Origin of the sequence: Taibaiella lutea (genome assembly GCF_008629695.1) — a bacterium.
Classification (GTDB): Bacteria; Bacteroidota; Bacteroidia; order Chitinophagales; family Chitinophagaceae; genus Taibaiella; species Taibaiella lutea.
Genome location: NZ_VWSH01000001.1, coordinates 317,162 through 341,812 on the forward strand (window position 1 = coordinate 317,162; position 24,651 = coordinate 341,812).

At 37.5% G+C, this 24,651-nt stretch carries 26 protein-coding genes; 17 read left to right on the forward strand and 9 right to left on the reverse strand.

Going from position 1 to position 24,651, the window contains the following annotated elements; all coding sequences use genetic code 11:
• Window positions 1-21: 21 nt before the first annotated feature.
• The 5 genes from F0919_RS01350 to F0919_RS01370 all read left to right on the forward strand — a co-directional run bounded on the left by F0919_RS01350 (window position 22) and on the right by F0919_RS01370 (window position 4,515).
• The gene (locus tag F0919_RS01350; protein WP_150030913.1) at window positions 22-2,142 is read left to right on the forward strand and encodes a type IA DNA topoisomerase; all 2,121 of its coding nucleotides are present in this window, start codon (window positions 22-24) and stop codon (window positions 2,140-2,142) included.
• A 55-nt stretch (window positions 2,143-2,197) separates the two neighbouring features.
• Window positions 2,198-2,965, forward strand: a complete 768-nt coding sequence (locus F0919_RS01355; protein ID WP_235903433.1) for a class I SAM-dependent methyltransferase — start codon at window positions 2,198-2,200, stop codon at window positions 2,963-2,965.
• Between the two features lie 13 nt (window positions 2,966-2,978).
• Entirely contained in the window at window positions 2,979-3,440 is a 462-nt protein-coding gene (locus F0919_RS01360) for a DUF6314 family protein (protein WP_150030914.1), read from the forward strand.
• A gap of 179 nt (window positions 3,441-3,619) precedes the next feature.
• A complete protein-coding gene (locus F0919_RS01365; RefSeq protein ID WP_150030915.1) occupies window positions 3,620-3,841 on the forward strand; it encodes a hypothetical protein in 222 nt (73 codons plus the stop codon).
• A gap of 116 nt (window positions 3,842-3,957) precedes the next feature.
• On the forward strand, window positions 3,958-4,515 hold the full coding sequence (locus F0919_RS01370; RefSeq protein WP_235903434.1) for a pseudouridine synthase: 558 nt from the start codon (window positions 3,958-3,960) through the stop codon (window positions 4,513-4,515).
• Window positions 4,516-4,736: 221 nt separating this feature from the next.
• On the opposite strand, the gene F0919_RS01375 is transcribed toward F0919_RS01370, so the two are convergent.
• The 6 genes from F0919_RS01375 to F0919_RS01400 form a co-directional block, all read right to left on the reverse strand.
• On the reverse strand, window positions 4,737-6,074 hold the full coding sequence (locus F0919_RS01375; RefSeq protein WP_150030917.1) for a DEAD/DEAH box helicase: 1,338 nt from the start codon (window positions 6,072-6,074) through the stop codon (window positions 4,737-4,739).
• Between the two features lie 60 nt (window positions 6,075-6,134).
• On the reverse strand, window positions 6,135-7,295 hold the full coding sequence (locus F0919_RS01380) for a THUMP domain-containing class I SAM-dependent RNA methyltransferase (RefSeq protein ID WP_150030918.1): 1,161 nt from the start codon (window positions 7,293-7,295) through the stop codon (window positions 6,135-6,137).
• Window positions 7,296-7,516: 221 nt separating this feature from the next.
• The gene (gene hppD, locus F0919_RS01385) at window positions 7,517-8,656 is read right to left on the reverse strand and encodes a 4-hydroxyphenylpyruvate dioxygenase (protein ID WP_150030919.1); all 1,140 of its coding nucleotides are present in this window, start codon (window positions 8,654-8,656) and stop codon (window positions 7,517-7,519) included.
• A 225-nt stretch (window positions 8,657-8,881) separates the two neighbouring features.
• The gene (locus F0919_RS01390; RefSeq protein ID WP_150030920.1) at window positions 8,882-9,187 is read right to left on the reverse strand and encodes a type II toxin-antitoxin system RelE/ParE family toxin; all 306 of its coding nucleotides are present in this window, start codon (window positions 9,185-9,187) and stop codon (window positions 8,882-8,884) included.
• The gene (locus tag F0919_RS01395) at window positions 9,180-9,398 is read right to left on the reverse strand and encodes an addiction module protein (RefSeq protein ID WP_150030921.1); all 219 of its coding nucleotides are present in this window, start codon (window positions 9,396-9,398) and stop codon (window positions 9,180-9,182) included. The genes F0919_RS01390 and F0919_RS01395 overlap by 8 nt, the downstream gene beginning before the upstream one ends.
• Before the next feature lie 42 nt (window positions 9,399-9,440).
• Window positions 9,441-10,601 (reverse strand): homogentisate 1,2-dioxygenase, encoded by a 1,161-nt coding sequence (locus F0919_RS01400; RefSeq protein ID WP_150030922.1) that lies wholly within the window; start codon window positions 10,599-10,601, stop codon window positions 9,441-9,443.
• Window positions 10,602-10,789: 188 nt separating this feature from the next.
• On the opposite strand from F0919_RS01400, the gene F0919_RS01405 reads away from it, so the two are divergent.
• From F0919_RS01405 to F0919_RS01430, 6 genes are all read left to right on the forward strand, one after another.
• Window positions 10,790-11,242, forward strand: coding sequence for a hypothetical protein (locus F0919_RS01405; protein WP_150030923.1), 453 nt, complete (start codon window positions 10,790-10,792; stop codon window positions 11,240-11,242).
• A 346-nt stretch (window positions 11,243-11,588) separates the two neighbouring features.
• Window positions 11,589-12,065 carry a DUF1572 domain-containing protein gene (locus F0919_RS01410; RefSeq protein WP_150030924.1) on the forward strand — a complete coding sequence of 159 codons (477 nt, stop codon included), beginning with the start codon at window positions 11,589-11,591 and terminating at the stop codon, window positions 12,063-12,065.
• Window positions 12,066-12,105: 40 nt separating this feature from the next.
• Window positions 12,106-12,765: a hypothetical protein gene (locus F0919_RS01415; RefSeq protein WP_150030925.1), complete on the forward strand. Its 660-nt coding sequence runs from the start codon at window positions 12,106-12,108 to the stop codon at window positions 12,763-12,765.
• Between the two features lie 95 nt (window positions 12,766-12,860).
• Window positions 12,861-13,700 (forward strand): MBL fold metallo-hydrolase, encoded by an 840-nt coding sequence (locus F0919_RS01420; RefSeq protein ID WP_150030926.1) that lies wholly within the window; start codon window positions 12,861-12,863, stop codon window positions 13,698-13,700.
• 138 nt (window positions 13,701-13,838) lie between these two features.
• Window positions 13,839-15,809, forward strand: coding sequence for a tetratricopeptide repeat-containing sensor histidine kinase (locus tag F0919_RS01425; protein WP_150030927.1), 1,971 nt, complete (start codon window positions 13,839-13,841; stop codon window positions 15,807-15,809).
• Window positions 15,802-16,425: a response regulator gene (locus tag F0919_RS01430; RefSeq protein WP_190277224.1), complete on the forward strand. Its 624-nt coding sequence runs from the start codon at window positions 15,802-15,804 to the stop codon at window positions 16,423-16,425. Before F0919_RS01425 ends, F0919_RS01430 begins: the two co-directional genes overlap by 8 nt.
• Window positions 16,426-16,827: 402 nt before the next feature.
• Here the strand turns inward: F0919_RS01430 and F0919_RS01435 are convergent, their stop codons facing one another.
• Together F0919_RS01435 and F0919_RS01440 are read right to left on the reverse strand one after the other, a co-directional pair.
• Window positions 16,828-17,238 (reverse strand): OsmC family protein, encoded by a 411-nt coding sequence (locus tag F0919_RS01435; protein ID WP_150030929.1) that lies wholly within the window; start codon window positions 17,236-17,238, stop codon window positions 16,828-16,830.
• Between the two features lie 133 nt (window positions 17,239-17,371).
• Window positions 17,372-17,791 (reverse strand): hypothetical protein, encoded by a 420-nt coding sequence (locus F0919_RS01440; protein ID WP_150030930.1) that lies wholly within the window; start codon window positions 17,789-17,791, stop codon window positions 17,372-17,374.
• A 159-nt stretch (window positions 17,792-17,950) separates the two neighbouring features.
• On the opposite strand from F0919_RS01440, the gene F0919_RS01445 reads away from it, so the two are divergent.
• Window positions 17,951-18,136: a histone H1 gene (locus F0919_RS01445; RefSeq protein ID WP_150030931.1), complete on the forward strand. Its 186-nt coding sequence runs from the start codon at window positions 17,951-17,953 to the stop codon at window positions 18,134-18,136.
• Window positions 18,137-18,207: 71 nt separating this feature from the next.
• Here the strand turns inward: F0919_RS01445 and F0919_RS01450 are convergent, their stop codons facing one another.
• Window positions 18,208-20,409, reverse strand: coding sequence for a B12-binding domain-containing radical SAM protein (locus tag F0919_RS01450; RefSeq protein ID WP_150030932.1), 2,202 nt, complete (start codon window positions 20,407-20,409; stop codon window positions 18,208-18,210).
• 260 nt (window positions 20,410-20,669) lie between these two features.
• Here F0919_RS01450 and F0919_RS01455 point away from each other — a divergent pair, with 260 nt between their 5' ends.
• From F0919_RS01455 to F0919_RS01475, 5 genes are all read left to right on the forward strand, one after another.
• Window positions 20,670-21,017, forward strand: coding sequence for a hypothetical protein (locus F0919_RS01455; protein ID WP_150030933.1), 348 nt, complete (start codon window positions 20,670-20,672; stop codon window positions 21,015-21,017).
• Between the two features lie 18 nt (window positions 21,018-21,035).
• On the forward strand, window positions 21,036-21,455 hold the full coding sequence (locus F0919_RS01460; RefSeq protein ID WP_190277225.1) for a hypothetical protein: 420 nt from the start codon (window positions 21,036-21,038) through the stop codon (window positions 21,453-21,455).
• Window positions 21,456-21,629: 174 nt separating this feature from the next.
• Window positions 21,630-22,004: a hypothetical protein gene (locus tag F0919_RS01465; RefSeq protein WP_150030934.1), complete on the forward strand. Its 375-nt coding sequence runs from the start codon at window positions 21,630-21,632 to the stop codon at window positions 22,002-22,004.
• Window positions 22,005-22,100: 96 nt separating this feature from the next.
• A complete protein-coding gene (locus tag F0919_RS01470; protein WP_150030935.1) occupies window positions 22,101-22,970 on the forward strand; it encodes a pirin family protein in 870 nt (289 codons plus the stop codon).
• 133 nt (window positions 22,971-23,103) lie between these two features.
• A complete protein-coding gene (locus F0919_RS01475) occupies window positions 23,104-24,345 on the forward strand; it encodes a DEAD/DEAH box helicase (RefSeq protein ID WP_150030936.1) in 1,242 nt (413 codons plus the stop codon).
• Window positions 24,346-24,651: the final 306 nt, after the last annotated feature.

Consider the following 24,651-nt stretch of genomic DNA (forward strand, 5'->3'; position numbering starts at 1 on the left):
TTAATTTGCGTTTCCATAATTATGAAGGTTTGTATTGCAGAAAAACCAAGTGTGGCACGGGATATTGCTGAAATTTTGGGAGCCAGGCAACGTAAAGATGGTTATTATGAAGGCAATGACTATCAGGTTACCTGGACATTCGGGCATTTCTGTACTTTAAAGGAACCGCATGATTATTATGATCAATGGAAATACTGGCGGCTGGAAGATTTGCCTATGATTCCTTCAGGGTTTGGCATCAAACTGATTGAAAATGCAGGAGTCAAGAAACAGTTCAATATTATTCAGACTTTATTGAATCAATGCGAAGAGGTTATTAACTGCGGTGATGCCGGACAAGAAGGGGAACTTATACAGCGTTGGGTTTTATTGAAAGCGCAATGTAAAGCACCTGTCAAAAGATTATGGATTTCCTCACTTACGGAAGAAGCCATCAAAGAAGGATTTAAAAAATTAAAACCCGCCGCCGATTACGATAATTTATATGCCGCCGGAAGTGCGCGTGCCATTGGTGATTGGCTCTTGGGCATGAATGCAACACGCTTATTCACCAAAAAATTTGCAAAAGAAAAAACGGTACTGTCCATTGGCCGCGTTCAGACGCCTACACTCGCCATGATTGTACAACGTCAGAAGGAAATCAATGCTTTTGTAATGGAAGAGTATTGGGAGCTGAAAACCATTTACAGGGAAACGGAATTTACTGCTACCATTGACCGTCTTACAAATGAAGAAAAGGCCGTAAAAGGCGTAGATTACCTTAAGCAGCATTTATTTGAAATTACATCTTTTGAAAAGAAAGAAGGCAAAGAAGGTAACCCGCGCCTGTTTGATTTGACAGGGCTGCAGGTGGAAGCCAACAAAAAGTTCGGCTATTCTGCAGAGGACACCTTAAAATATGTCCAGAATTTATACGAAAAGAAACTGGTCACTTATCCGAGAGTGGATACCACTTATCTTTCGGAAGACCTGCATTCCAGGATTGAAGGTATTATGCGCAGCATGGTTCATTATACCACACTTACGGCACCTGTTCTTTCAAAGCCTATACCAAAGCTGAAAGCTGTTTTCGACGATAAGAAAATCACCGATCACCATGCTATCATTCCGACAGAAATACCGCCTAACGGTCTTTCTGTGCCGGAGGAAAAACGCGTGTATGATTTGATAGCAAGAAGATTCATTGCGGTATTTTATCCTGAATGTAAAGTATCAAATACAACGGTGCTTGGTATTGTTGGTCAGATTGGATTTAAAGCAACGGGCAAGCAGATACTGGAATTAGGCTGGAAAGAAATTTATCAGCATGATCAGCAAAAAGACGAAAATGAAGAAGCAGAAAAAGTAATGCCTGTATTTGAGGTCGGAGAAAAAGGGCCGCATGAGCCAAGGGTACATAAAGGCAAAACATCACCGCCGAAACCTTATACAGAGGCCACTTTACTGCGTGCCATGGAAACCGCCGGCAAACAGGTAGAAGATGAATCGGTAAGGGAATTGCTGAAAGACAATGGTATAGGAAGGCCTTCTACACGCGCCAATATCATAGAAACTTTATTCAAGCGTAAGTATATCGAAAAGAAAAAGAAAAATCTTTTTGCCACACAAACCGGAATGGATTTAATCGACACTATTCCGAATGAACTGCTGAAAAGCGCTGAACTGACAGGCGTTTGGGAGTCAAAACTACGCCAGATTGAGAAAGGGGCTTATGATGCGGCCTTGTTTAAACAAGAACTGATTCAAATGGTTATTGATCTTACACAGGAAATAAAATACAGCCATAACAAGATTATCAGTATTGCAGAAAACAAACCTGCAACAAAGAAACCATTTGTTGAAAAACAAGAAGAAAAAACGTTCAAACCAAAGCTCAGTCTGGATACTATGAATTGTCCTAAGTGTAATAATTTCGCATTAAAAAAAGGAAATATGGCGTATGGCTGTGCAGATTTCGGTAATTGCGGTTTTAAAATTCCGTTTGAATTATTCGGGAAAAAACTCACTGAAAAACAGCTTATTGATTTAATATCAAAAAAGAAAACAGGAAAGATAAAAGGCTTGAAAATGGATGCGGAAGCGGCTGAACAAGAAGCAAGAATAACGATGAATAATAATTTTCAGTTTGAAATCACGCAATAGCAAGTTATTGCCCAACCCTTTTATTTTTTTTAATTTTGAAAATAAATATCAGATTTTGACTTCTCACAATAACAATACGACCCGCTTCAGCAATCGTGTGGATGATTACGTAAAGTACCGTCCCGGCTACCCTGCTGCAATGCTCCGCTTTTTGCAGGAAAACTACAATCTTGATTCGACAAAGATCATAGCAGACATTGGTTCCGGTACAGGCATATCGAGCGCCTATTTTTTAGAAGCAGGCTATCAGGTAATGGGGGTTGAGCCAAATCCCGAAATGCGTGAAAAATCAGTCGAATTATTACAACATTTCCCTTTGTTCAAAGCAGTTGACGGAACTGCTGAAACGACGACACTTAACAGTGATTCAGTCGATGTGATTATTAGCGGACAAGCATTTCATTGGTTTGATGTAGTAAAAGCAAAAGAAGAGTTTAAAAGGATATTAAGGCCCGACAGCTTACTCATTTTGTTTTGGAATGAAAGGTTGCAAAGCTCTGATTTTGAAAAAGAATACGATGCGCTTATTGTAAAACATGCCATCGACTATGTGAAGGTGGATCACAGACGAATAGACTGGGATAGTATCGAAACATTTTACACACCACACCAGGTTGAATTAAAAGAATTCCCGAACTATCAGGTATTTGATTTTGAAGGATTAAAAGGAAGATTATTATCGTCTTCTTATATGCCGCAGAAAGGTGATAAAGGATATGACGCTATGGTGGCGGATTTGAAGCAGCTATACGACAAGTATCAACAGCATGATTCGATTACGATTAATTACGCAACCAAAATCTATATTGGTAAACTGACCTGATATTTCATTCCAAATGTTTGAGAGTTTAGAACTTTATTTTAAAGGTATATGGCAATTTGAAAGAGAAATTATTTTTTCAGATTCGAGCAGGCAATATGCCAAAGCTAATGGAGAAGCCACATTTGAGCAATTAACCATCGTCGGAAACGAATTGAATTACAGAGAAAACGGAAAGGTATTTTTAGAAAATGCGGGGAGGGGAACTTCCTTTTTCCGGGCTTATAAATATGTTGTTACCGATGATGGTTTGGATATTTACTTTCAGGATGAACTGACGCAAAACTTTAATATTTATCAGAGCTATATTTACCAAAGCGGATCCCACAGCCTGATAGCAAGGGATAAGCATCTTTGTAATAAAGACATTTATGAAGGAAGATTCCTGTTAAACGATGCATCGCATTTTGTCCATACTACATTGATTAAAGGGCCGCACAAAGATTATTTCATCACAACACATTTTAACAAACTGTGAGAAGTTTCACTTTAAAAGCATAAAAGAGGCCTCTGTCGGGCCTTTCAACCAACCACACTATCGCATGAAATAGCTTCTCTCTTCGATATTATTTATTTCTTTTATTAAGGAATAGAACAAACAGGCCGGATATACGATTGGATTACTTTAATTTTGAAAAAACCAATATTCTATTTATTATGCCAGCACTCAGTAATTACCTTTTAAAAGAATTATCGCAATTATACTGTATCGACCACCGCATACCGGCCAATGTTTTTATCAATGAAGAAGGGTTTATAACTTATACAACCTGTTGTGATGTGCTTCACCAAAGCCTTTCAGACGCACAGGATATTTTAAGAAGCCAATTTCAAAGTCTTCCGCGTGAAGAACAAAGCAAGTACATGCCGGTAGCATAAAGCAATGTCTGAATATTCTGACGCTCCTTTCAGAATATTGACGAACTTGCATGCGCTGACTAATGCATTTTATGCCGGAACAATTCAAGTATTACATCGTTTACAAACCTTACAACATGGTGTCACAATTTGTGAGCCCTGATGCCGTAAGGCTTTTAGGCGACCTTGATTTTGAATTTCCCGAAGGGACACATGCCATCGGCCGTCTGGACAGCAATTCAGAAGGCTTATTGATACTGACAACCAATAAAAAAGTTACCAAGTTATTATTTGAAGGCAAACAGGCACATGAGCGTACTTATCTGGTGCAGGTAAGAAACGTAATTACCGAAGAAAGACTGGAAGCATTGAAATATGGTGTGGACATTGAAGTAAAAGAAGGCAATGTTTATCGCGCCAAACCTGTAGATGCTCAAATGGCAGGGGCCCCCGAAAATTTTGAACAATTATTTCCGCATTACCATCACGTACCGCATTCCTGGATAACCATAACTTTAACTGAAGGTAAGTTTCATCAGGTACGTAAAATGGTGAAGGCCATTAAGCACCCATGCAAAAGGCTTATAAGAGTTTCCATTGAAGATTTATTATTGGGCGATATGAAGCCGGGAGAAGTAAGGGAACTGGAGGAAGCAGATTTTTTTAATAAGTTGAATATAGATTATCAACAATAATTTCAATAAAAAGTATCCGTCATCTCGACCGAAGTGTTTTATGAAGCGAAGCGGAATAAAACACAGAGCGGAGAGATCTCCCAGACGTTAAGTTAACTCAGCCTTAGGGAGATCTCTCCGCTTCATAAAAATCAATTGCTATCGCTGCTTGATTTTTATTCCGGTCGAGATGACGAACGCTTTATGTAGCGGGAGCTTTTTGTTTATTGAACTTCTTTTGATCATTTTTTCTTCTTTGCACCTCTTGTCTTAGGCTTGCCGTACTTGGCCATCATCTTATCTTTATGACTTACCTTTTTTGTAGGTGTGCGGCTGTTCTTGGCCGACTTTGCATGAAAGGCAGGACCCACATCTTCACGCTTAGGTATTTTAAGCTGAACTTCTTTATGAAACACTTTAGGCATCTCATCTTCCGTCAGGACATCTGATATTTCAAGGTGTTCGGGCAATTCATTCACAGGTATTTCATACTTCATCAATGCTTCAATATTCGCTTTGTTTTCCTGCTCACTTTCTGTAACAAAACTTATGGCAACCCCTTTTCTGTCTGCACGACCTGTACGGCCTATGCGATGGATATAGTTTTCTGCTACTTCATGTAAGTCAAAATTGATAACGTGGGTTACTTCTGCAATATCAATACCACGTGCCACAATATCTGTTGCAATAATAAACCTGTAAGTACCATCCTTGAAACTATTCACCGTATTGAAACGGTGGTTCTGGTCTTTGTTGGAATGTATAACACCAACCTGTTCGGGATATTTAACAATCATCTCGTCAAAAAGCTGATCTGCAAGGCGTTTGGTGGCGGCAAAGACCAATACTTTAGACATACTGTTGTTTTCTTCCAGTAACAGATTCAGCAAATTTACTTTGGTATAAAAATTGGGGACTTCGTAAAGCGACTGATTGATATTATCCAGAGGAGTGCCGGTAGGTGCAGCCTCTATGCGAACGGGATTGTTGAAATAAACGTCCAGCAATTGTTCTACCTCTTCTGTAATGGTTGCAGAAAACATCAGGTTTTGTCTTCTTTCCGGCAATAAATCCATGATGTTTCTTAATTGGGGCCTGAAACCTAAGTTCAGCATTTCATCCACTTCATCAATAACCAGTTTCTTTATGCTCTTTGTTTTTAAAGCGCCGCTCAGAATAAGGTCATACAATCTTCCCGGTGTTGCCACCAATATATCAAGGCCATTTAAAATTTCATCTGCCTGGCGCTTCATATTTACGCCACCATACACACCTGTAACAACCAGACTACGGTAAGAACTTAGCTTCCTTGCAGCTTCCACCACCTGCACTACCAATTCACGTGTCGGCACCAAAACCAACATTTGCGGGTTTCTTTCTTTGGAAAATTCCAATTGTCGCAGGCAGGGCAATAAATACGCAAAAGTCTTTCCTGTACCTGTTTGCGCGATGCCACAAACATCTTTACCAGACATAATTACGGAAAAAGCCTTTTCCTGAATGGTAGTAGGTGTTTCAAAACCTAATTCATCCAGGGCTTTAAGTAAAGGCGCATTAAGGTTTAAGTCGGCAAATGTCATATAGTTCGTTAATTGGCGGCAAAGGTAACTAATATCTTTTTGTTGGATTTTGATGCAGTTTTATTCCTTTTTTCCGGCATACAATTCATATTCCAATAAACGGCAATCAATGGTGCTGTTATAAAATTCTATCCTGCGCTTTGCTTTCAAGCCAATCTTTTTGGCCAATTCCATATTGCCCGTAAAAACATAACCGTAATAACCACCGCATTTCTGCTTCATGAAATCTCCGATGCGGCTGTATGTTTCTTCCAGTTCGGTTAAATCACCCAAACGTTCCCCGTATTCCGGATTTATCATCATGACACCACCTGTGTTTTCCGGAACATTTGTTTCGGCGAAATCGCATAATTCAAATTCAATTAAATCTTCCACACCGGCTGCCTGTGCATTCTTCTTTGCATTTGCAATGGCCTGGCTGCTGTAATCGGAAGCAATAATTTTTAATTCGGGGGCTTCTGTAATCTGACTTTCCAATACACCTCTTTCCTCTAAATAAACGGCTTCATCATAATCTGTCAGATGCATAAAGGCGTAATTCAACCTGAATAAGCCGGGGCGTGCATTTGTGGCAATCAGTGCCGCTTCAATAGCCAGCGTACCTGAACCGCACATGGGATTGATGAAAGGTGCTTTCTTATCCCATTTGGTAGCTAAAATGGTACCTGCCGCAAGACCTTCCAGCATTGGTGCCCTTCCCGGAATCTTACGATAGCCATGTCTTGCCAGTGAATCGCCGGTTGTATCCAGAAATATCTCCGCATAATCACCTTTCCAGAAAAGATGAATTACAGCACCTCTGAGTTCAGCGCCCGTTTCAGGTCGTTGCCCACGCACATCGCGCAACCTGTCAACTATAGCATCCTTCACCCGCAGGTTAGCAAACATGCTATTGTTGATACTGTCGTGTAACACATTGCTTGTGACAGAGAAATAGCTGCCTTCCGGCAATAAATCTTCCCAGGCTATATCCAAAAGATTATTGTAAATATCATCGGGGTGGTTTGCTTCAAAACTGTCAAGACTGAACAGGACCTGACTGGCACATCGCAGGTTCAGATTGAGCTTGATACAATCGTTCAGGTTGCCGGTAATGCGGACGCCGGTAATAAAAGCTTCTTCTATCTCAAAGCCCAATTCTTTTACTTCCTGTTCCAGATAAGGCGCTATGCGTTTGTGGCAGGTAATCGTTATCGGGTTTGTGATATTGAATAATGACATACTTATAAATTGAAATCTTTATTCCGGAAGGAAAATTTGTTTATGATTGAACCTCTGAACATCAAGCTTTATAAAAACAGGTTCAAATTTATCCTTTTGCATCAAATCAGAGCCATTCAGAATAAAATCGCATCCTTTTTTGCTGATTTCAGAAAAACAAGAGGCTGCCTGAAAAAATCCATGACAGCCTCTTTAATATTCAGGCGGGCAATAAAAGCGGTTTACAGATTACCGCGTTTCGCTTGTTCTCTTTCAATACTTTCAAACAATGCTTTGAAGTTACCTGCGCCAAAACTTTGTGCTCCATGACGTTCAATGATTTCAAAGAAAAGTGTAGGACGGTCTTCTACAGGTTTGGTAAAGATTTGCAATAAATAACCTTCTTCGTCCCTGTCAACCAAAATACCTAATGATTGTAATTTTTTGATGTCTTCGTCAATGCTTCCAACGCGTTCAGGCAGCATTTCATAATAAGCTTCAGGCGGCGCGCTTAAGAATTCAACACCGCGTGATTTTAATTCTGTTACCGTTTTAACGATGTCTTTGGTAGCAACTGCAATATGTTGTACACCTTCGCCTTCGTAGAAATCAAGGTATTCTTCAATCTGAGATTTTTTCTTGCCTTCAGCCGGTTCATTAATCGGGAATTTAGAGAAACCATTACCGTTACTCATTACTTTACTCATCAAAGCAGAATATTCGGTATTGATTTGTTTGTCGTCGAAAGAAAGGATGTTTACAAATCCCATTACTTCTTCATACCATTGAACGGTTGGCAACATACGGTTCCAGCCTACATTTCCTACGCAATGGTCGATATACAATAAACCGCAATCAGCAGGATTGTAATTGTTTTCCCATTTCTGATAACCCGGCATGAATGCGCCGTTATAATTCTTACGTTCGATAAACATGTGAACCGTTTCGCCGTAAGTATAGATGCCTGACATTCTCACTTCACCAAATTCATCTGTAATGGTTGTTGGTTCCATGTATGATTTACCGCCACGTTTTGTAGTTTCTTCATAAGCGCTGTAAGCATCATCCACCCAAAGTGCAAGGATTTTTACGCCATCTCCATGCTTTTTAACATGCTCTGAAATGACGTGGTCGGAATTCAGTGCCGTAGTTAAAACCAAACGGATTTTGCCTTGTTGCAAAACATAAGATGCTCTGTCGCGCACACCCGTTTCCGGGCCGGCATAAGCAAGGTTCTGGAAACCGAAAGCTGTTTTATAATAATGGGCTGCCTGTTTCGCATTCCCCACATAAAATTCAATATAATCTGTACCGTTAATTGGTAAGAAATCCTGTGCCTGAGCTATTTTTTCAGCAAATGTTTTGCCTGCTACTTGTGTCATGTTAATTAGTTGTTAGTCGTTAGTTGAAAGTGATTAGTAATTCAAAATAGAATTCTGTATTATTATCATACAAAATAAAAACATGATTATGCACTCCACATGGCCATTGCCAACTTTTTTAATCGCTTCTTTACACGGATGTAAGAAGAGTTGAGGTATTCGGTTTCCATAATTTAAAAAATAAAATTCTTAAAGTAAAGCAATGAATGATCAATTTTTAATTTCCTATCTCAATTTCCATTCAGTTGGATTGCGTGATGAATGAAATACAGCAATTATTTTTACAATAAAATACTCCTCAACAAAGTACAATATGTTGTATGGATAAGTAGCCATCGAGAATGCGCGTATTCCCTTTTCAACAAAATGGTTGTACATTGGATTAGAACCAATTTTTTTAATAGATTTTTCAGTTTCACTGATAAATTTCTTTCCTAATCCCGCCCGCTGTTCCTCGTACCAAATAAATGCTTCTAATAAATCTAATTCTGCTTCATCGGCAATGATAATTTCATAATGCCCCTTATGCATCACCCATTATTTTTGCTTTCACTTCTTCCCATGATCGAAATTGCATGGAACCTTCAGTATATCGTTTCAAGCGATTAGACAGCACTTTCTTTTGTTCTTCTGTAAGAGAAAGATGGTTATTTTTTATAGCATTAATCTGTGAAATTATTTCTTCATCTTCTGTCTCAATTATCCACTGGATAATGGATAACTTTTCATTTTCTATAATCATAAAAACAAATTTCGTTATTAAAATGCTTAAATGGCATCAATCTTATTCCGCCCAACTCATTATATAATTCTCATCTTCAATTCCTTTGGCATAATCTGTCATCATCAACGGATGAAAGGTATCAACCATTACGGCTAATTCAGCAGTTTCTGTTTTGCCGATGCTTTTTTCTACCGCGCCCGGATGCGGCCCATGAGGAATGCCACCCGGATGCAATGTAATCATACCGCGTTCCACATGTTTACGGCTCATGAATTCACCGTCCACATAGTACAACACTTCATCGCTGTCAATATTGCTGTGATTGTAAGGAGCAGGAATGGACTGCGGATGATAATCGTACAAGCGAGGTACAAAAGAACAAATTACAAAATTGTGCGCATCAAATGTCTGATGCACAGGCGGTGGCTGATGTACGCGGCCTGTAATTGGTTCAAAATCATGAATGCTCAAGGCATAGGGATATTCGCAACCGTCCCAACCAATAACATCAAAAGGATGCGTGCCATACCAGATAGGATACATCAATCCTTTTTTACGAACCATAATCAGGAATTCACCCTTTTCGTCGTGTGTTTCCAGGTTTTCAGGCTGACGGATATCACGTTCGCAATAAGGCGAATGTTCCAGCAACTGCCCGTATTTACTTACATATCTTTTAGGATAGGTAACGGGGCTGAAAGAATCGACAATGAATAACCTGTTCTGCTCGGTATCAAACTGAATCTGATAAATAGTGCCGCGTGGGATTACAAGATAGTCGCCATAACCGAAAGTAAGATTACCATATTGCGTTTTTAAAGTCCCTGTTCCTTCATGTATAAAAAGCACTTCATCAGAATCGGCATTTTTATAGAATATATTTTCAGTCAGTCCTTTGGTTGGCGCTGCCAACGAAAGATGTACATCATTATTGAATAATACACATTTCTTGCTTTTTATAAAATCGGCTTCAGGCTGAACTTTAAATCCCTGATAGCTTCTGTGTTTCAATATATTATCGGTTCCTGCTTTCGGAGAAACATCATAAGGTTCTTCCGTTTTTACAATCATTGTGGGCGGGTACACATGGTAAAGTAAAGAAGAATTGGAAGAAAAGCCTTCTGTACTGAAAAGTTGTTCGGAATACAATCCCCCATCAGGCTTTCTGAACTGCGTATGTCTTTTATGAGGAATCTGCCCCAATTTATGATAATGTGCCATGTGAAAATGAATGCAATATTTTGAGCGGTAAAGGTAAAAAAAGTATTGAAATAATAAGATATTCTGCTGTCTGTATTACATCGGCAGATCGACTTTTAATATAACAAAAAAATAAATTTTATAAAAAATCATTTTTGGCACAATTTTTGCAGCGTTATAAACAGGCATCTACCTATAATATTTTACACATGCAACAAAATCAAAATTTCAGTCATTTCAACTTACAGGAAATGAAAGATATACGCAGCCTCATTGTCAAACTTACTGAAGCGGTTCAGCCTAAGTTAATTACAGGCGAAAATGAAAATAAAGAAGAGTATATGCAATACAACCGGGAGAAAAGATTGTTCGCCGGTAAAGTGGTTGAATTTAAGCTTAAACATCCTGAACTTAGTTCGAAAGAAGTGGATTGGGATGAATTTAATTTGCTTTTTGCTGATAATGCTTTTTTCAAATCCACCATTTTATGCCTGCAAGCTATATTGATGAAAATGGATAATACCAGGCTGGCTTACGATAATGAAATTTACAGGTCTGCCTTAACTGATTATGAAAATACATATAATAATTTCGAGTCAGGCAAAACAAGATATGAAAAGAAATACAATGATTTAAAGGAAATACTATCGAGAATCGTATAAGTACAAAATATTTAAATATTAATTTAAACATTGATTTTCAAATCATTGAACTATTACTTCAAATTTTAATCGAATAAATTGTAGATAGGAAATTTATTAATTGGAGAAATTCAAATGAAAAATGTGTAATTAATAATCAAAAATATCTATTTAAACAATTCACTATTAACTAATTGATAATTTTATTGCAACAAGAATATCGAATTTAAATTCAATAACTACCTTGCTGAGTTAAATACCCTTTGATAATTACTGAAAATAAATCCTTTATCAGTCATTACTCAAAGTATTTTTTGTAATATCTTCGAAATTCAAATCAAAATTTCCGAAATAGAACCAAAAACGCATGAGTCTCCCTAAACAAATAGCCAAACATTTTAAGGAAATCCATTTTGGCGGTAACTGGACCTGCTCCAACCTGAAAGACAATTTAGCCGACATCACCTGGCAAGAGGCAACAACACAGGTCTATAATCTTAACACAATTGCAGTATTGGTTTATCATGTTAATTATTATGTAAGTGCCGTACTCAAAGTGCTACATGGAGAGGCACTTAATGCAAGTGATAAGTTCAGCTTTGATTGTCCTCCTATTAATTCAGAAGAAGATTGGCAAGCTTTAACTAATAAAGCATTTACGGAGGCCGAAATATTTGCAGGGTTAATTGAAGCCCTTCCGGAAGAAAAACTTTGGGAAAATTTTTCTGATGAAAAATACGGTAATTATTATAGAAACCTACATGGAATCATAGAGCATACACATTACCATCTGGGGCAAATTGCGCTGATAAAAAAAATAATAAAACAGCAAAACAAAATATAGTTTTTACTGGCTCAAATACCTTCGACAATTAATTCTAAAAATGAGAGTGATTTTATTCGGCATCATAACATTATTTCTTAGTTCATGTTATGCCTTTAATCAAAAGGTCCGTTTATATGGAAAATGCGAAAAGGGTTATTTCGTCTGTTCTCAACTTGAATTAAGACAAAATAATGAATTCGAGTATTATGTCTTTTTAGATATAGGAGGAGGTAATACAATTAAGGGAACATGGAAGCGTCTTGGTGGAGACACACTAATGCTGAACTCCTATAAACAACCTAATATCCCAAAAACATATTTCAAAGCGAAAAAGCTTCAATCTTATAACGACTCTGTAATAATAAAAATCCAAAACTACTTTGGACCTTTTTCAGACGAATATGTTTATATTGATGATGACAAGCAAGGACAGTTGACTGATAATAATGGCATTTGTATTTTTAAAACAAAGGAAGTTCAACACGTGTCATTTTATTCAATAATTTATTCTCCGATAATTGAAAAAATTACAATAAATCATCCCGGTGCAAATTATGTTGAGATATTCGTAAAGGATCCTGAAACTATTATTCCTGAAACAATGACAGATAAGCTAATTGTCGCAAAAAGAAATGGAATTTTATTTTTGCCTAAAAATGGAGACACTATAACTTATGTATTAAAAAGAACAAGGCTTAGTAAAAAGCAATGGAAGTAAAATTAACCGTTTGTAAATTAGCCAAAAAAGATTGAGAAATTCAGAAATATCTTTTCATTATAATTCTCTACTTTTTTTTAATTTACTTTGCAGCTATGAGCGTATGGGTTACATCTCTGAATTCGGGGAGCAATGGAAACTGTTATTATATCGGCAATGATAAGGAAGCAGTTTTGATTGATGCAGGCCTTACTTGCCGTGAAACAGAGAAACGCATGCGGCAATTGGATCTGGACATTAAGAAAGTCAGGGCTATTTTTATTTCGCATGAACATGGCGATCATATTAAAGGGGTGGAGGTTATCTCTCATAAATACAAAATACCTGTTTACATAACGCCTAAAACTTTATCGCATTCCAGGCTAAAAAAACTGAATCCTGTACTTACTGTTCCATTTCAAACAGGGGAAATTGTTGAGGTGGGAGATTTACATGTTACCCCCTTTTCAAAATATCATGATGCTGCTGATGCGCATAGCTTTATTGTTACCTACAACGAAGTAACTATAGGTGTATTTACCGATTTAGGCCGGGTTTGCGATCAGTTGAAACACTATTACAATAGGTGTCATGCAGCTTTCCTTGAAGCAAACTATGATGAAGAAATGTTGGAAAAAGGTAGGTATCCTTACCATCTTAAACAAAGAATCAGCAATGGCTGGGGACACTTGTCCAATAAACAGGCATTTGAGTTATTCGACATCTGCAATGCTCCGCATTTAAGCCATCTGTTTTTATCGCATCTTTCTGCAGATAATAACCACCCTGATATCGCACTGGAAATCTTCCGTCGCAAAGCCACGAACGTAAACGTAACGATTGCTTCAAGATACGCCCCGATGGCCTTACAGGAAATCGGCCATTCATATACTTCAAACAATATAAAGTTGCAGCCCGCCACGAAAATGCGACAAACATTATTGTTTGAAATATAAAATAAATGATTGGGTTAAATAAAAGATTGTAAGCAACCCATACATGCCTAAAATACACAATAAAATCACTAAACAAAATTGATTATTCCATGATTTGGCAATAAGTTTGTAGTCCAATAACCAAACCTTTTCCAAATTATGCAGTCAGATTGGTGTTTCGGGCGCAATCTCTTTGCGTTCCTTTTCCTTTTGATAATTACCGGCTGTGGTAATCCTAAAGGAAACAAATCACAATGCATTACCGAATACAAAAAAATATCTACACAACAGGTGGTAACATTGAAAGATGTTTACAAAACCATGCGATTATATGATTCCATAGACGAAGCCTGCCATAGTAATATTGCTCAACCTGTTATTAATGATTTGTTTACCGTTGTTTATTCCTACCAAACTTATGATACGGTCATCATACCCTTCCTCAATAAGATAGCAGAAGAAAAAAACATTTCCGTTCAGGACAGGAGCATTGCTTTATTGCGCATCACTACGTATTATCTGTATGGCCTGCAGGACAAAGAAAAAGCGGTTCCTTATCTTGAAAGAGCTACGAGGTACTTTCCGGAAATGAATGATTCTGTTAAGAAAGTATATTATTCCATTAATGGCGAACTAAGCGTTGAACAATCCAACCTGAAAGAAGCGGCAAGGTATTACCTTAAAGCTATAGAAATTGCAGAAAAACAAAAAGACAGTTCTGCCTTGATGTCCAATTTATCCAACTATTCTACGGTGTATTCCAGAATGCGTGAATACAAAAAAGCGGCTGAGATAAAGAAAGAAGTGCTAAAGTACTTCCTTAATAAAAAGGATTACAATAACCTGATCTATGGTTACATTGGCGTAGGAACAGAATACGGGCTCCTGAGAGATTATGATTCGGCCATACATTATTTCTTACTGGGCATTGATCTGGTTGAAAACAAAGGCGTCGTAAATCCTAACATAGCTTTCTCCTTATACACTAATATCGGAGGCATCAATCTCGGCCTTTCAAGATATGATAGTGCAGCCTATTATTACAGCAAAGCAAAAGAACAACTGGCGGCGCTTAAGAATGAAGATCATGAAAGATTTTACATTATGTCTTCTGCCCCTGCATTTGCTAAAGTAAGATCTGTGGAACCCGAACTGAAAATCATAAAGGGTTATCTGGATGAGTATAGTAAAAACAACGATTACCAAGGGCTAAGTAATGTGAATTATGCGCTTTATCATATTTACTTCATGCAGGATGACTATCATCAATCTTTAAGGCATTTTATAACCTACGATTCGCTGAAGAGCCTGATAGCAGATGAAGAGAACCAACAGTACGTTGCTGAAATGGATGCCAAATATGAAACCCAGAAAAAGCAACTGAAGATTGAAGTGCAGCAAAGGGAAATAAAAAAACAAAGGGCAATCACGGGTCTGTTAATTGCCGTATTGCTTGTATTGGCATTGTCAACTGCATTATTTTTCGCACGCCAGAAATTGAAACGCAATAAGAGAGAAGCCGATCTGCAACAACAATTTACCCGCAAGCTAATGGAAAATACAGAAGAGGAACGTATCCGTATTGCCCGCGATCTGCATGATGGCGTAAGCCAGGAACTGATGATTTTAAAAAATCAGATGCCTAATGAAAACCAGGCACACAAACAAAGAATTGACGCAATTATTAATGAAATCAGGCTTATATCGCGCGACCTGCATCCGGTTATGCTGGAAAAAATAGGCTTGAAGGCAAGTGTGGAACATATCTGCAATCAATTAATGGAGGCCAATATGATCTTCATTTCTTCTGAAATAGATTACAATAACAGCCTTGATAAAAACGGCGAACTGCAAATGTTCAGAATGATTCAGGAAGCACTGAATAACATTATCAAATATTCGCAGGCACAAGCTGCCAAAGTAACCATCAATGAAAATGCCAAATACGTAGTTGCAGAAATTATAGATAATGGAAATGGCTTTGACGTGGAAGCGGCCATGAACAGTAAAAATTCTTTTGGGTTATTAAATCTGAAAGAAAGAAGTAAAGCATTAAATGGCAAAACCAGCATTTCATCTTCTACTTCAGGAACCAAAATCAAAATCGAAATACCAAAAATTAATGGTTAAAATCATAATTGCCGACGATCATCCTGTGGTGTTATTCGGCACAAAATCTTTTCTGGAACAAAAGGGCTTTGAGGTAATAATGGCTTGTGAAAATGGCCTGGAAGCTTATAATCAAATCATTACCAAAAAACCTGATATCGCTTTACTCGACATGAGCATGCCGGGCCTTAGCGGAATAGACATTTTAGCAAAATTAAAAACCAATAACTATGTTGTCAAGTGTGTATTATTGACCATGCACAATGATGTCTCTTTGTTTAACAGAGCAAGAGAACTGGATGTAAAAGGTTACCTGTTAAAAGACTTTGCGCTGGAGGAGTTAGAAAAATGCATTCTTGAAGTCATGAAAGGCAATACTTACTTCTCTACACACTTAAACCAAAAACTAACTATTCAGCATAACGATGATGAAAATCCGAATTTACAGGATCTGACTTTTGCTGAACGCAAAATACTTGAATTGGTTGCCGAGCAGAAGTCAACTAAAGAAATAGCAGCACTCCTTTTCATTTCAGAAAAAACGGTGGAAACACATCGCAGCCATATAATCAAAAAACTAAATATACCGCAAACTAAAAATGCCTTATTAATCTGGGCAATGAAGACAAAAAAATAAAAACTTTGCTGAATTTCTGCTGAAAATAAAAAAGCCTCCCTTAGAAAAGGGAAGCCATTTAAACCAAACACCAAAATTATGGCACCAATACTTACATTAGTACAATAATCGTGCCAAACATTTGAAAAAGAGTGAGTTAGAAAAAAGTATGCATCAAACAAGTTAAAATAAATAAGATTTGTATCAATTTTAACTATCAAAATGTTCTAATAAATAATGCCTTATAATTTGTAGAAAATATTAATTGAAAAACAAAAAATGTTAAATTATGCATAATTTAATCAAATATTTACTTTTGCAATAAATTAATTTGTATTTTCAAAAGTTACACAAGGGCCTAAAAAAAGGAAAGGACATTATTTATTTTAAATAATGCCCTTTCCTTTCGGGAAAACAGATTTATTAATTCAAACTGGAATCAACAGATATTTCAGTGTTCAATAACTTCGATATCGGGCAATTCTTTTCAGCATGTGCCACCAATTCATCAAATTTGCTTTGTTCTAAACCATCCACTTTTGCGTGAACCGTTAAATGTGACTTGGTAACAGAGCCATTTTCAAAAGTAACTTCACAGGAAGTTTCCAAAGATTCGGGCGTAAAGCCTGCTTCACCGATATTTGCAGAAAGCTGCATGGTAAAACAGCCCGCATGTGCAGCGGCAATTAATTCCTCAGGGTTTGTACCTACCCCGTCCGCAAAACGTGTTTTAAATGAATATTGAGCATTGTTAAGAACTGTACTTTGTGTACTGATGGAACCTTTACCTTCCATAATGGTGCCGTTCCATACGGCTGATGCTTTACGTTTCATTGTTTTCTAAGTTTTTAATGTTTGATAGTGAAATGGATAGTTGCTGTTAACATTAACTATCTGATTGTTCTGTAAATTTAAGCTAACAAAAAAGCAATTCACCGGAAATGTTTAATAATAACAATTCCGAAATCTATTCTACATATTTTCTGTCGCGCGGCAAAGGGATTTCCAAAGTCGGCTCCTGCTCATTAAAATAAGCTTTGATTTCTTCTACAGTCTGAAGGCTTGCGCTGATTTCCTCGGGCTTATTTTTATAAATAACAAAAAATTGGTAAGTCCAGTTATTATTGCCTTGTTCTTTCAATAATGCAAAAACATTGGCACTTTCATAGATTTTAAACAGATGAAGCTCGTCAAAATCATAATCTTTAATTAATTTTAAAAGAACGTTCCGGCTTAGCTTGATCACATCGCTTGAAGAGCGCACAATATCCATAGCATGATACCGCTCAAGCCATAAGTCATAAAAATGGTCAACCCAATTTTCATTCTCAATGTTATTAGTCAAATCTTTATAAATTAGCTTTTCTATCTCTTTGTTCAATAACATGGCCTTTGATTTTAGTTACTGATTAATCAACAAAAGGAATAAGGAAATGTTGGACATTACTATATACAAAATCCTGCTTAAACATTCAAACGATGTGGAAAATTAAATTTCTTTGCTTTTTGCGCAAGAAATATATATTTGCAACACAAAAACAATACAATGGAAAAATTTAATCAACTAAAAGAGCTTCTTGCTACAATCGAAGCAGATGCTGACAAATTTTACAACAAAGGAAGCAAAGCTGCCGGAACACGTGTTCGTGGTGGTATGCAGGAAATCAAAGCTTTGGCTCAGGAAATCCGCAACGAAGTAACTGCTCTTAAAAACAAAGAAACAGAAGCTTAATTTAGTCTGCAACCTTTAATTAAAAAACCCGCACCTCCTTGAGATTGCGGGTTTTTATTTTTAATCCGGTTTTACAACAATAGTAATCCCACTTGTCTTAACTCATCCATTTCCGGGCTTTGAAAAAATGAATCAAAGTCACCTATTGATTTTTCTTCAAAATCTTTTTTCAAGTCAGACAAAGTGAAACTTGAAGCATTATCAGGTTTCAATCTCGATAACCACGAAGCCATCCATTCAGCTTCCGGCACATCCATCCTGATTTTCACTTCTTCTCTTTTATTAATAATGATAATTTGTGAAGTAGTAAAACTGCGTCCTTTTTTATTACGTTGTTGAACATCTACGCTGGCCGCAGCACCCATCCATATAACTTTTGCCGAAGGCTTCCCTACTCTTTCTGGGTCGTTACTCAAAGCAAGCTCAATGTAATCAGGGCTGACTTTTGTTTGCGGCACTTTAAAGTCAAACCAATCCTGCAACGGAAAATCGAAACAGATACCGTGCATATAATTAAACAATGATTTCTTCAATCCTGCACTGAATTTATCATGATTCGCTGCAGGATCTGTATGTTCCAAATCATTATTGGCAAACGTTCCCGTTATTTCAGAAACACGCTTTACTTTAAACTTATCAGGATTCATGCCGACAGGGCTATGTGCCGTCATGGCAAACTGATGCCAGAAGCCGCTTTGTACTACGCCGGTTTCAAATAACTGACGCACTACTTCCAAAGCATCGATTGTTTCCTGCGCTGACTGCGTCGGAAAGCCGTACATCAGGTAAGCGTGTACCATAATACCCGCTTCTGTGAAATGAGCTGCTACACGCGCCACTTGTTCTACCGTAACACCTTTATCAATTAACTTCAATAAGCGGTCGGAAGCCACTTCCAAACCACCGGAAATGGCAATACAGCCCGAAGCTGCAAGCAATTGACACAAATCGCGCGTAAAGCTCTTCTCAAAACGGATATTGGTCCACCAGACAACCGTCAGCTTCCGGCGCAAAATTTCCAGGGCAACTTCGCGCATTAATGCGGGCGGAGCCGCTTCATCCACAAAATGAAACCCCGATTGGCCCGTCTGCTGCATGATGGTTTCCATGCGGTCCACCAATACATTTGCGGTTGTTGCTTCGTAGGTTTTTATATAATCAAGGGAAATATCGCAAAAAGTACATTTACCCCAATAACAACCATGCGCCAGCGTCAATTTGTTCCATCGACCGTCACTCCAGAGACGATGCATCGGGTTGGCAATTTCAATAACCGACAAATATTTGTCTAAAAGTAAATCGGAATAATCAGGCGTGCCGACATCCTTTTGCTTATAGTCAGGCTGAATGGAACCATTATGATATACAACTTCGCCTTGTTCTAAAAGAAAAGTACGCTTTAGTAATTCCACCGGCCTTTTGCCTGAAAGAAATTCCAGCAAATGTAAAATGGGTACTTCGCCATCATCCAGTGTAATAAAATCTATAAAATCAAAAACACGCACATCTGAAACAGAACGCAATTCGGTATTGGCATAGCCGCCACCTAAGCAAACTTTAATTTCAGGATGGTGCTTCTTTATCCATTGCCCGCATTTGAAGGCGCTATACAAATTACCCGGGAATGGCGCTGAAATAGCAACTAACGTTGGCTTCTGTGCTTTTATTTTTTCAGCTAAAATTTTAAGGTGAATGGTATCAATAAAAGTATCAGGCTGTGTCAAAGCCTTATGAAGCTCATCAAATGAAGTGGCGGAACGTCCTAATCGCTCAGCATAGCGGCTAAAACCGAAATGAGGGTCAACTACTTCTACAATAAGATCTGAAATATCTTCAAGATAAAGTGTTGCTAAATGCCTTGCTTTATCCCTGATGCCCATAGTCCCGAACGCCCATTCCAGATCAGCCATTTGATCAAAGCGCGAAGCTTCGGGCAAATAATTACCGTTACAAATAAGGTGTGCTAAAGTGGGATGTTCATTTTGTAAAAAAGCAATAACCGGTTCAATAGTATTTATATAGTCATCTTTCAGGTTGCAAATGCGCTTTGTATTTGCAGAAAGTTTAGCTCCTGAATTTAAAACTTTATCAAACAAAGCTTCCATCCCGGGCTTGCTAAACAAAGCCAGGATGACTTCCATTCCCATATCAGCCTGAAAAGCCGGAATATGCCGCGTATTCAAAAAACCTTTCAAATAAGCGGTGGCAGGATAAGGCGTGTTAAGCTGTGTAAAAGGAGGTGTAAGAAGAAAAACTTTCTGATTCAAAACCATGCTGATTAATGATTTGCAAAGGTATGAATTAGTTTATAGCCAAAATAGGTGATCAGAAATGCAAAACAGAAAGAGACATCAACTAAAAATGTCGCGTGGGGAGTTGTCAACTTGTTGAAGTCGATAACTCTTGTCTACCAAGTCGAAAATTATTTTTATTAAATTTTCAATATTTTTTGAAAATTCGGAATTTACATTTATCTTTGTGCAAGCAAAGGCAAGGAAGGAGAAAGAAAAGCGGCAAAGAAAAACTACATGCCATGAACAACAACATTATTGCATACATCGCTTACATCAGCATTACACTTTATATTATTATATGGGTAGGCAAAATGTTTCATAGCAATGGCCATGTATTCATCCTGAAATTATTTAAAGGTGAAGTCGAAGCAACAGATACTATGAACAATATTCTGCTGATAGCTTATTACCTTTTTAATATCGGCTATGCTTTTTTACAATTAAAAATGTGGGAACAGATAATTTCCTTACCGCAGCTCATTGCTTCCTTGTCGGAACAAATAGGCATCCTGATATTGATACTTGCCGTCACACATTACTTTAACATGCTCCTTATCTACATTCTTTCTAAAAAACAACATTCTTAATCTTAAAATTTCAAAATCATGAACAACGAAACCGCAAAATTGATAGCGCATAACATGGTAATAGCTTATTGCATTTATTTACCCATAGCACTGGGGCTTACATGGTATGTGGCACGAAGCCTTTTTAAGAACAGTATTGTTTTTATGAAAGATATATTTAACGGCAGGGAAGAAATAGCCATAGCAACTAATACGCTTTTCAGGATTGGATTTTATTTACTCAATATTGGCTTTGCTTTATACATTTTAAAAATCGGACAGGAACTTCTGAACATGCAGCAAACCATAGAAACGCTCAGCTTTAAAATAGGAGGCTTCAGTATTTACTTAGGTATCATGTTATTTTTAAATCTCTATTTATTTTTCAGAGGTAAAAGAGTAGCAAAACAAAAAAGGATGGAACATGAAATGCTGAGAGGGAATCCTGGCATCCAATAATACACCCCTTCCTGTTATCATGAAAACCAAAGCCCGTTGATATTTCAACGGGTTCTTTTCTTTATACCATAGCTTTTGACAATAGCTTCATTACATATAATCTTAACCTGGTTTATTGCCGGCGGCCGGAATTGAAGGTAATTTTGCTTTTATAAAAGTCCTAAGGAGGATAAAATGAATAAAATACAAATTATGATTCTGGGTAAAAACGAAATGGATATTACCCCGATTGCCCAACAATTACAAAGTACGGACGAATGGCAGATTCATGTAATGACAGATAAAGAAGATGCTGTAAATCTTTACCAAAGCAACACGCAGGATGTCGTAATCTTCACACAGGCGTTGGAAGAAGAAATTAAAAAGGGACTGGAGAAAATTTTTAAATTTCAATCCGAAGATGTCATTATATTCTCCGATACAAATGAAGAAGATATCTGGAATAAAGTCAACGAAGCATTACATCAATTGGCTGACAGTAAAAGACCTGAATATTCTTTCGTGTACGATGCTTTGAAACATGCAAGATTCAATATCAACCTTAATTAAAAAGCTGAAAAGCGGACGGAACCCTAAAAAGGAGCGTCGCAACAGTAGCTCCATTTATGAAAGAACCTCTGTAACAAAATAAAAAAACAAATAACAATGAACAGGAAAATAGAAAAAGTATTTAAGCATCCTAAACAATTCGGGATGGTGGGAGATGGTTTTAAAGTGTACAATTACATTCCCGGTGAATATAATCTGCAACGCAGGATGAGTCCGTTTTTAATGCTGGATTTTAATCCGAGCAATGAATTACCACCGTCTGAAAAACAACGTGGCGTTGATGTGCACCCGCATAAAGGTTTTGAAACAGTTACTATTGCCTATAAAGGAAGCGTGGCACATCATGACAGTTCGGGCAATAGTGGTGTCATCCATCCGGGTGATGTACAATGGATGACTGCAGGCTCCGGTATCTTACATAAGGAATATCATGAAAAAGAGTTTTCTTTAAAAGGCGGACCTTTTCAAATGGTACAGCTTTGGGTAAACCTTCCGGCAAAAGATAAACTTGCAACACCGGGTTATCAGGCCATAACAGCCGATAGCATTCAAAACTACCCTATTCCGGATGATGGCGGTGTTGTAAATGTAATTGCAGGAAATTTCAGGAACATTAAAGGCAGCGCAAAGACTTTTACGCCTGTAAACTTATGGGATATAAAACTGAAAAGCGGCGGAGAAATTGAGTTTGACGTACCTGCAAATCACAATGGCGCAATTTTGGTAGTAGAAGGCAATGCTATTGTAAATGGTGAAAATGCTGCCGAATTCAGCTTTGTATTATTAGGTAATGAAGGTGAGACAGTTAATATTAAAACTACAGAAGGGGCTACATTGCTGGTAATGACAGGCGAACCTATTAATGAGCCGATTGCCAGCTACGGACCTTTTGTAATGAATACGCAGGATGAAATCATTCAATCGATACAGGAATACCAGAACGGAAAGTTCGGGCATTTAGAATAGAAGATAAACTTAATGTACAGATAAAAAGAGTTGACAACTTTTGAAAAGTTGTCACTCTTTTTGCGTTTGATATCCGGAATTTGAATTAAAGGGAACCGAAACATTACCTTTGCAGACAATTGCATACCGATAAATGAAATTTGAACAATATAATATAGAGCCTGAGATTAAACGAAGTTTGGCAGAATTGGACTTTAAACGTCCTACGGACATACAATTTAAAGCTATTCCATCCATTCTGAAAGGTGAAGATGTGCTTGCCATTGCCCAAACGGGTACAGGTAAGACGGCTGCATTTGCTATCCCGATTCTGCATTTATTGCAAAGACGTTATAATATCAAGAAACGCAAAGAGGTAAAATGCCTTGTAATGGTTCCTACAAGAGAGCTGGCAGTACAGATTGCAGAAGCTTTTATCCAGATAGGAAAATATACAAGATTGGTCATTATGGGTCTTTATGGCGGAGAAGAGCAGGACGCGCAAATAAAAAAATTAGAAAAAGGTGTTGATATTTTAGTGGCTACACCCGGACGCATGTTTGATTTACATAGTCAGGGCCATATTGACCTGAGCAGTGTTTCAACATTGATTTTGGACGAAGCGGATCATATGTTGGCGAAGGGTTTTTTAAAAGATATTCAGGATATACTGAAAAGGATTCCACCCAGACACCAGACTTTGTTTTTCTCTGCAACTATAGATCATTCTATTAAAGCTTTGGCAAACTCGGTTGTAAGAAATCCGATCCGTATTCAGATTTCCCCAAAAGATCCTGTTTCGAAAAATGTAAGCCATTCTGTGTCATTCGTAGAGATGGATGATAAACGTTTTTTTCTGGAGCGGTTGGTACGCGAATTACACGACAAAAAGATTCTTGTTTTTGTAAGGACAAAAGTGAGAGCGGAACGTGTACACAATGCCATGAAACGTGTGAATATAGAAACAGTAACTATGCATGGCGACAAGGAACAGGATGACAGATTAGCCGTAATGAAAGATTTTAAAAAAGGACTTTTCAAAATACTGATTGCAACGGATGTAAGTGCAAGAGGTATTGATATTCCTGACGTAGATTTTGTAGTGAATTACGATTTACCGGATGTACCGGAAAATTATGTGCACCGTGTAGGCCGTACAGGTCGTGGTGTTAAGAAAGGACAGGCAGTTTCCTTTTGTTCTGAAGAGGAAAAACCTTTACTGGAATCTATTGAAACATGGATGGGAAAAGCTATCCGCGTAATGAAAATTGATAAAACGGATTATGCTGAAACCTTAAACTTTTCGGAAGAAACGCCTAACGATAACTGGCAGTTACTTCTGGACCAGGCGGAAGAAGCAGAAAAACTATCCAAACGAAAAAAGAAAAAGAAATAAAAAAATAAGGCATCGTTCGTAAACGATGCCTTATTTTTTTACAAAGATTGAAATAAATCCCATCATATAAAGCAGTTCAAAATGCAATCCCAGTCTGCAAATCAGGGTTATCCCTTAGCTTGAATCTGCATGCTTTAATTTACCTTTGCCATAGATAACCAATCAATCATAATTGAGTCCGTTTTTATATTTTTATTATTTATAATACAAAAAAAGAAAAGTCTTTCCAAAATAACAGATTCCAAATAAGTATAAATTTTTACGATTACACGACCCTTGATCATTAAATATTTTTCTTATCAATAA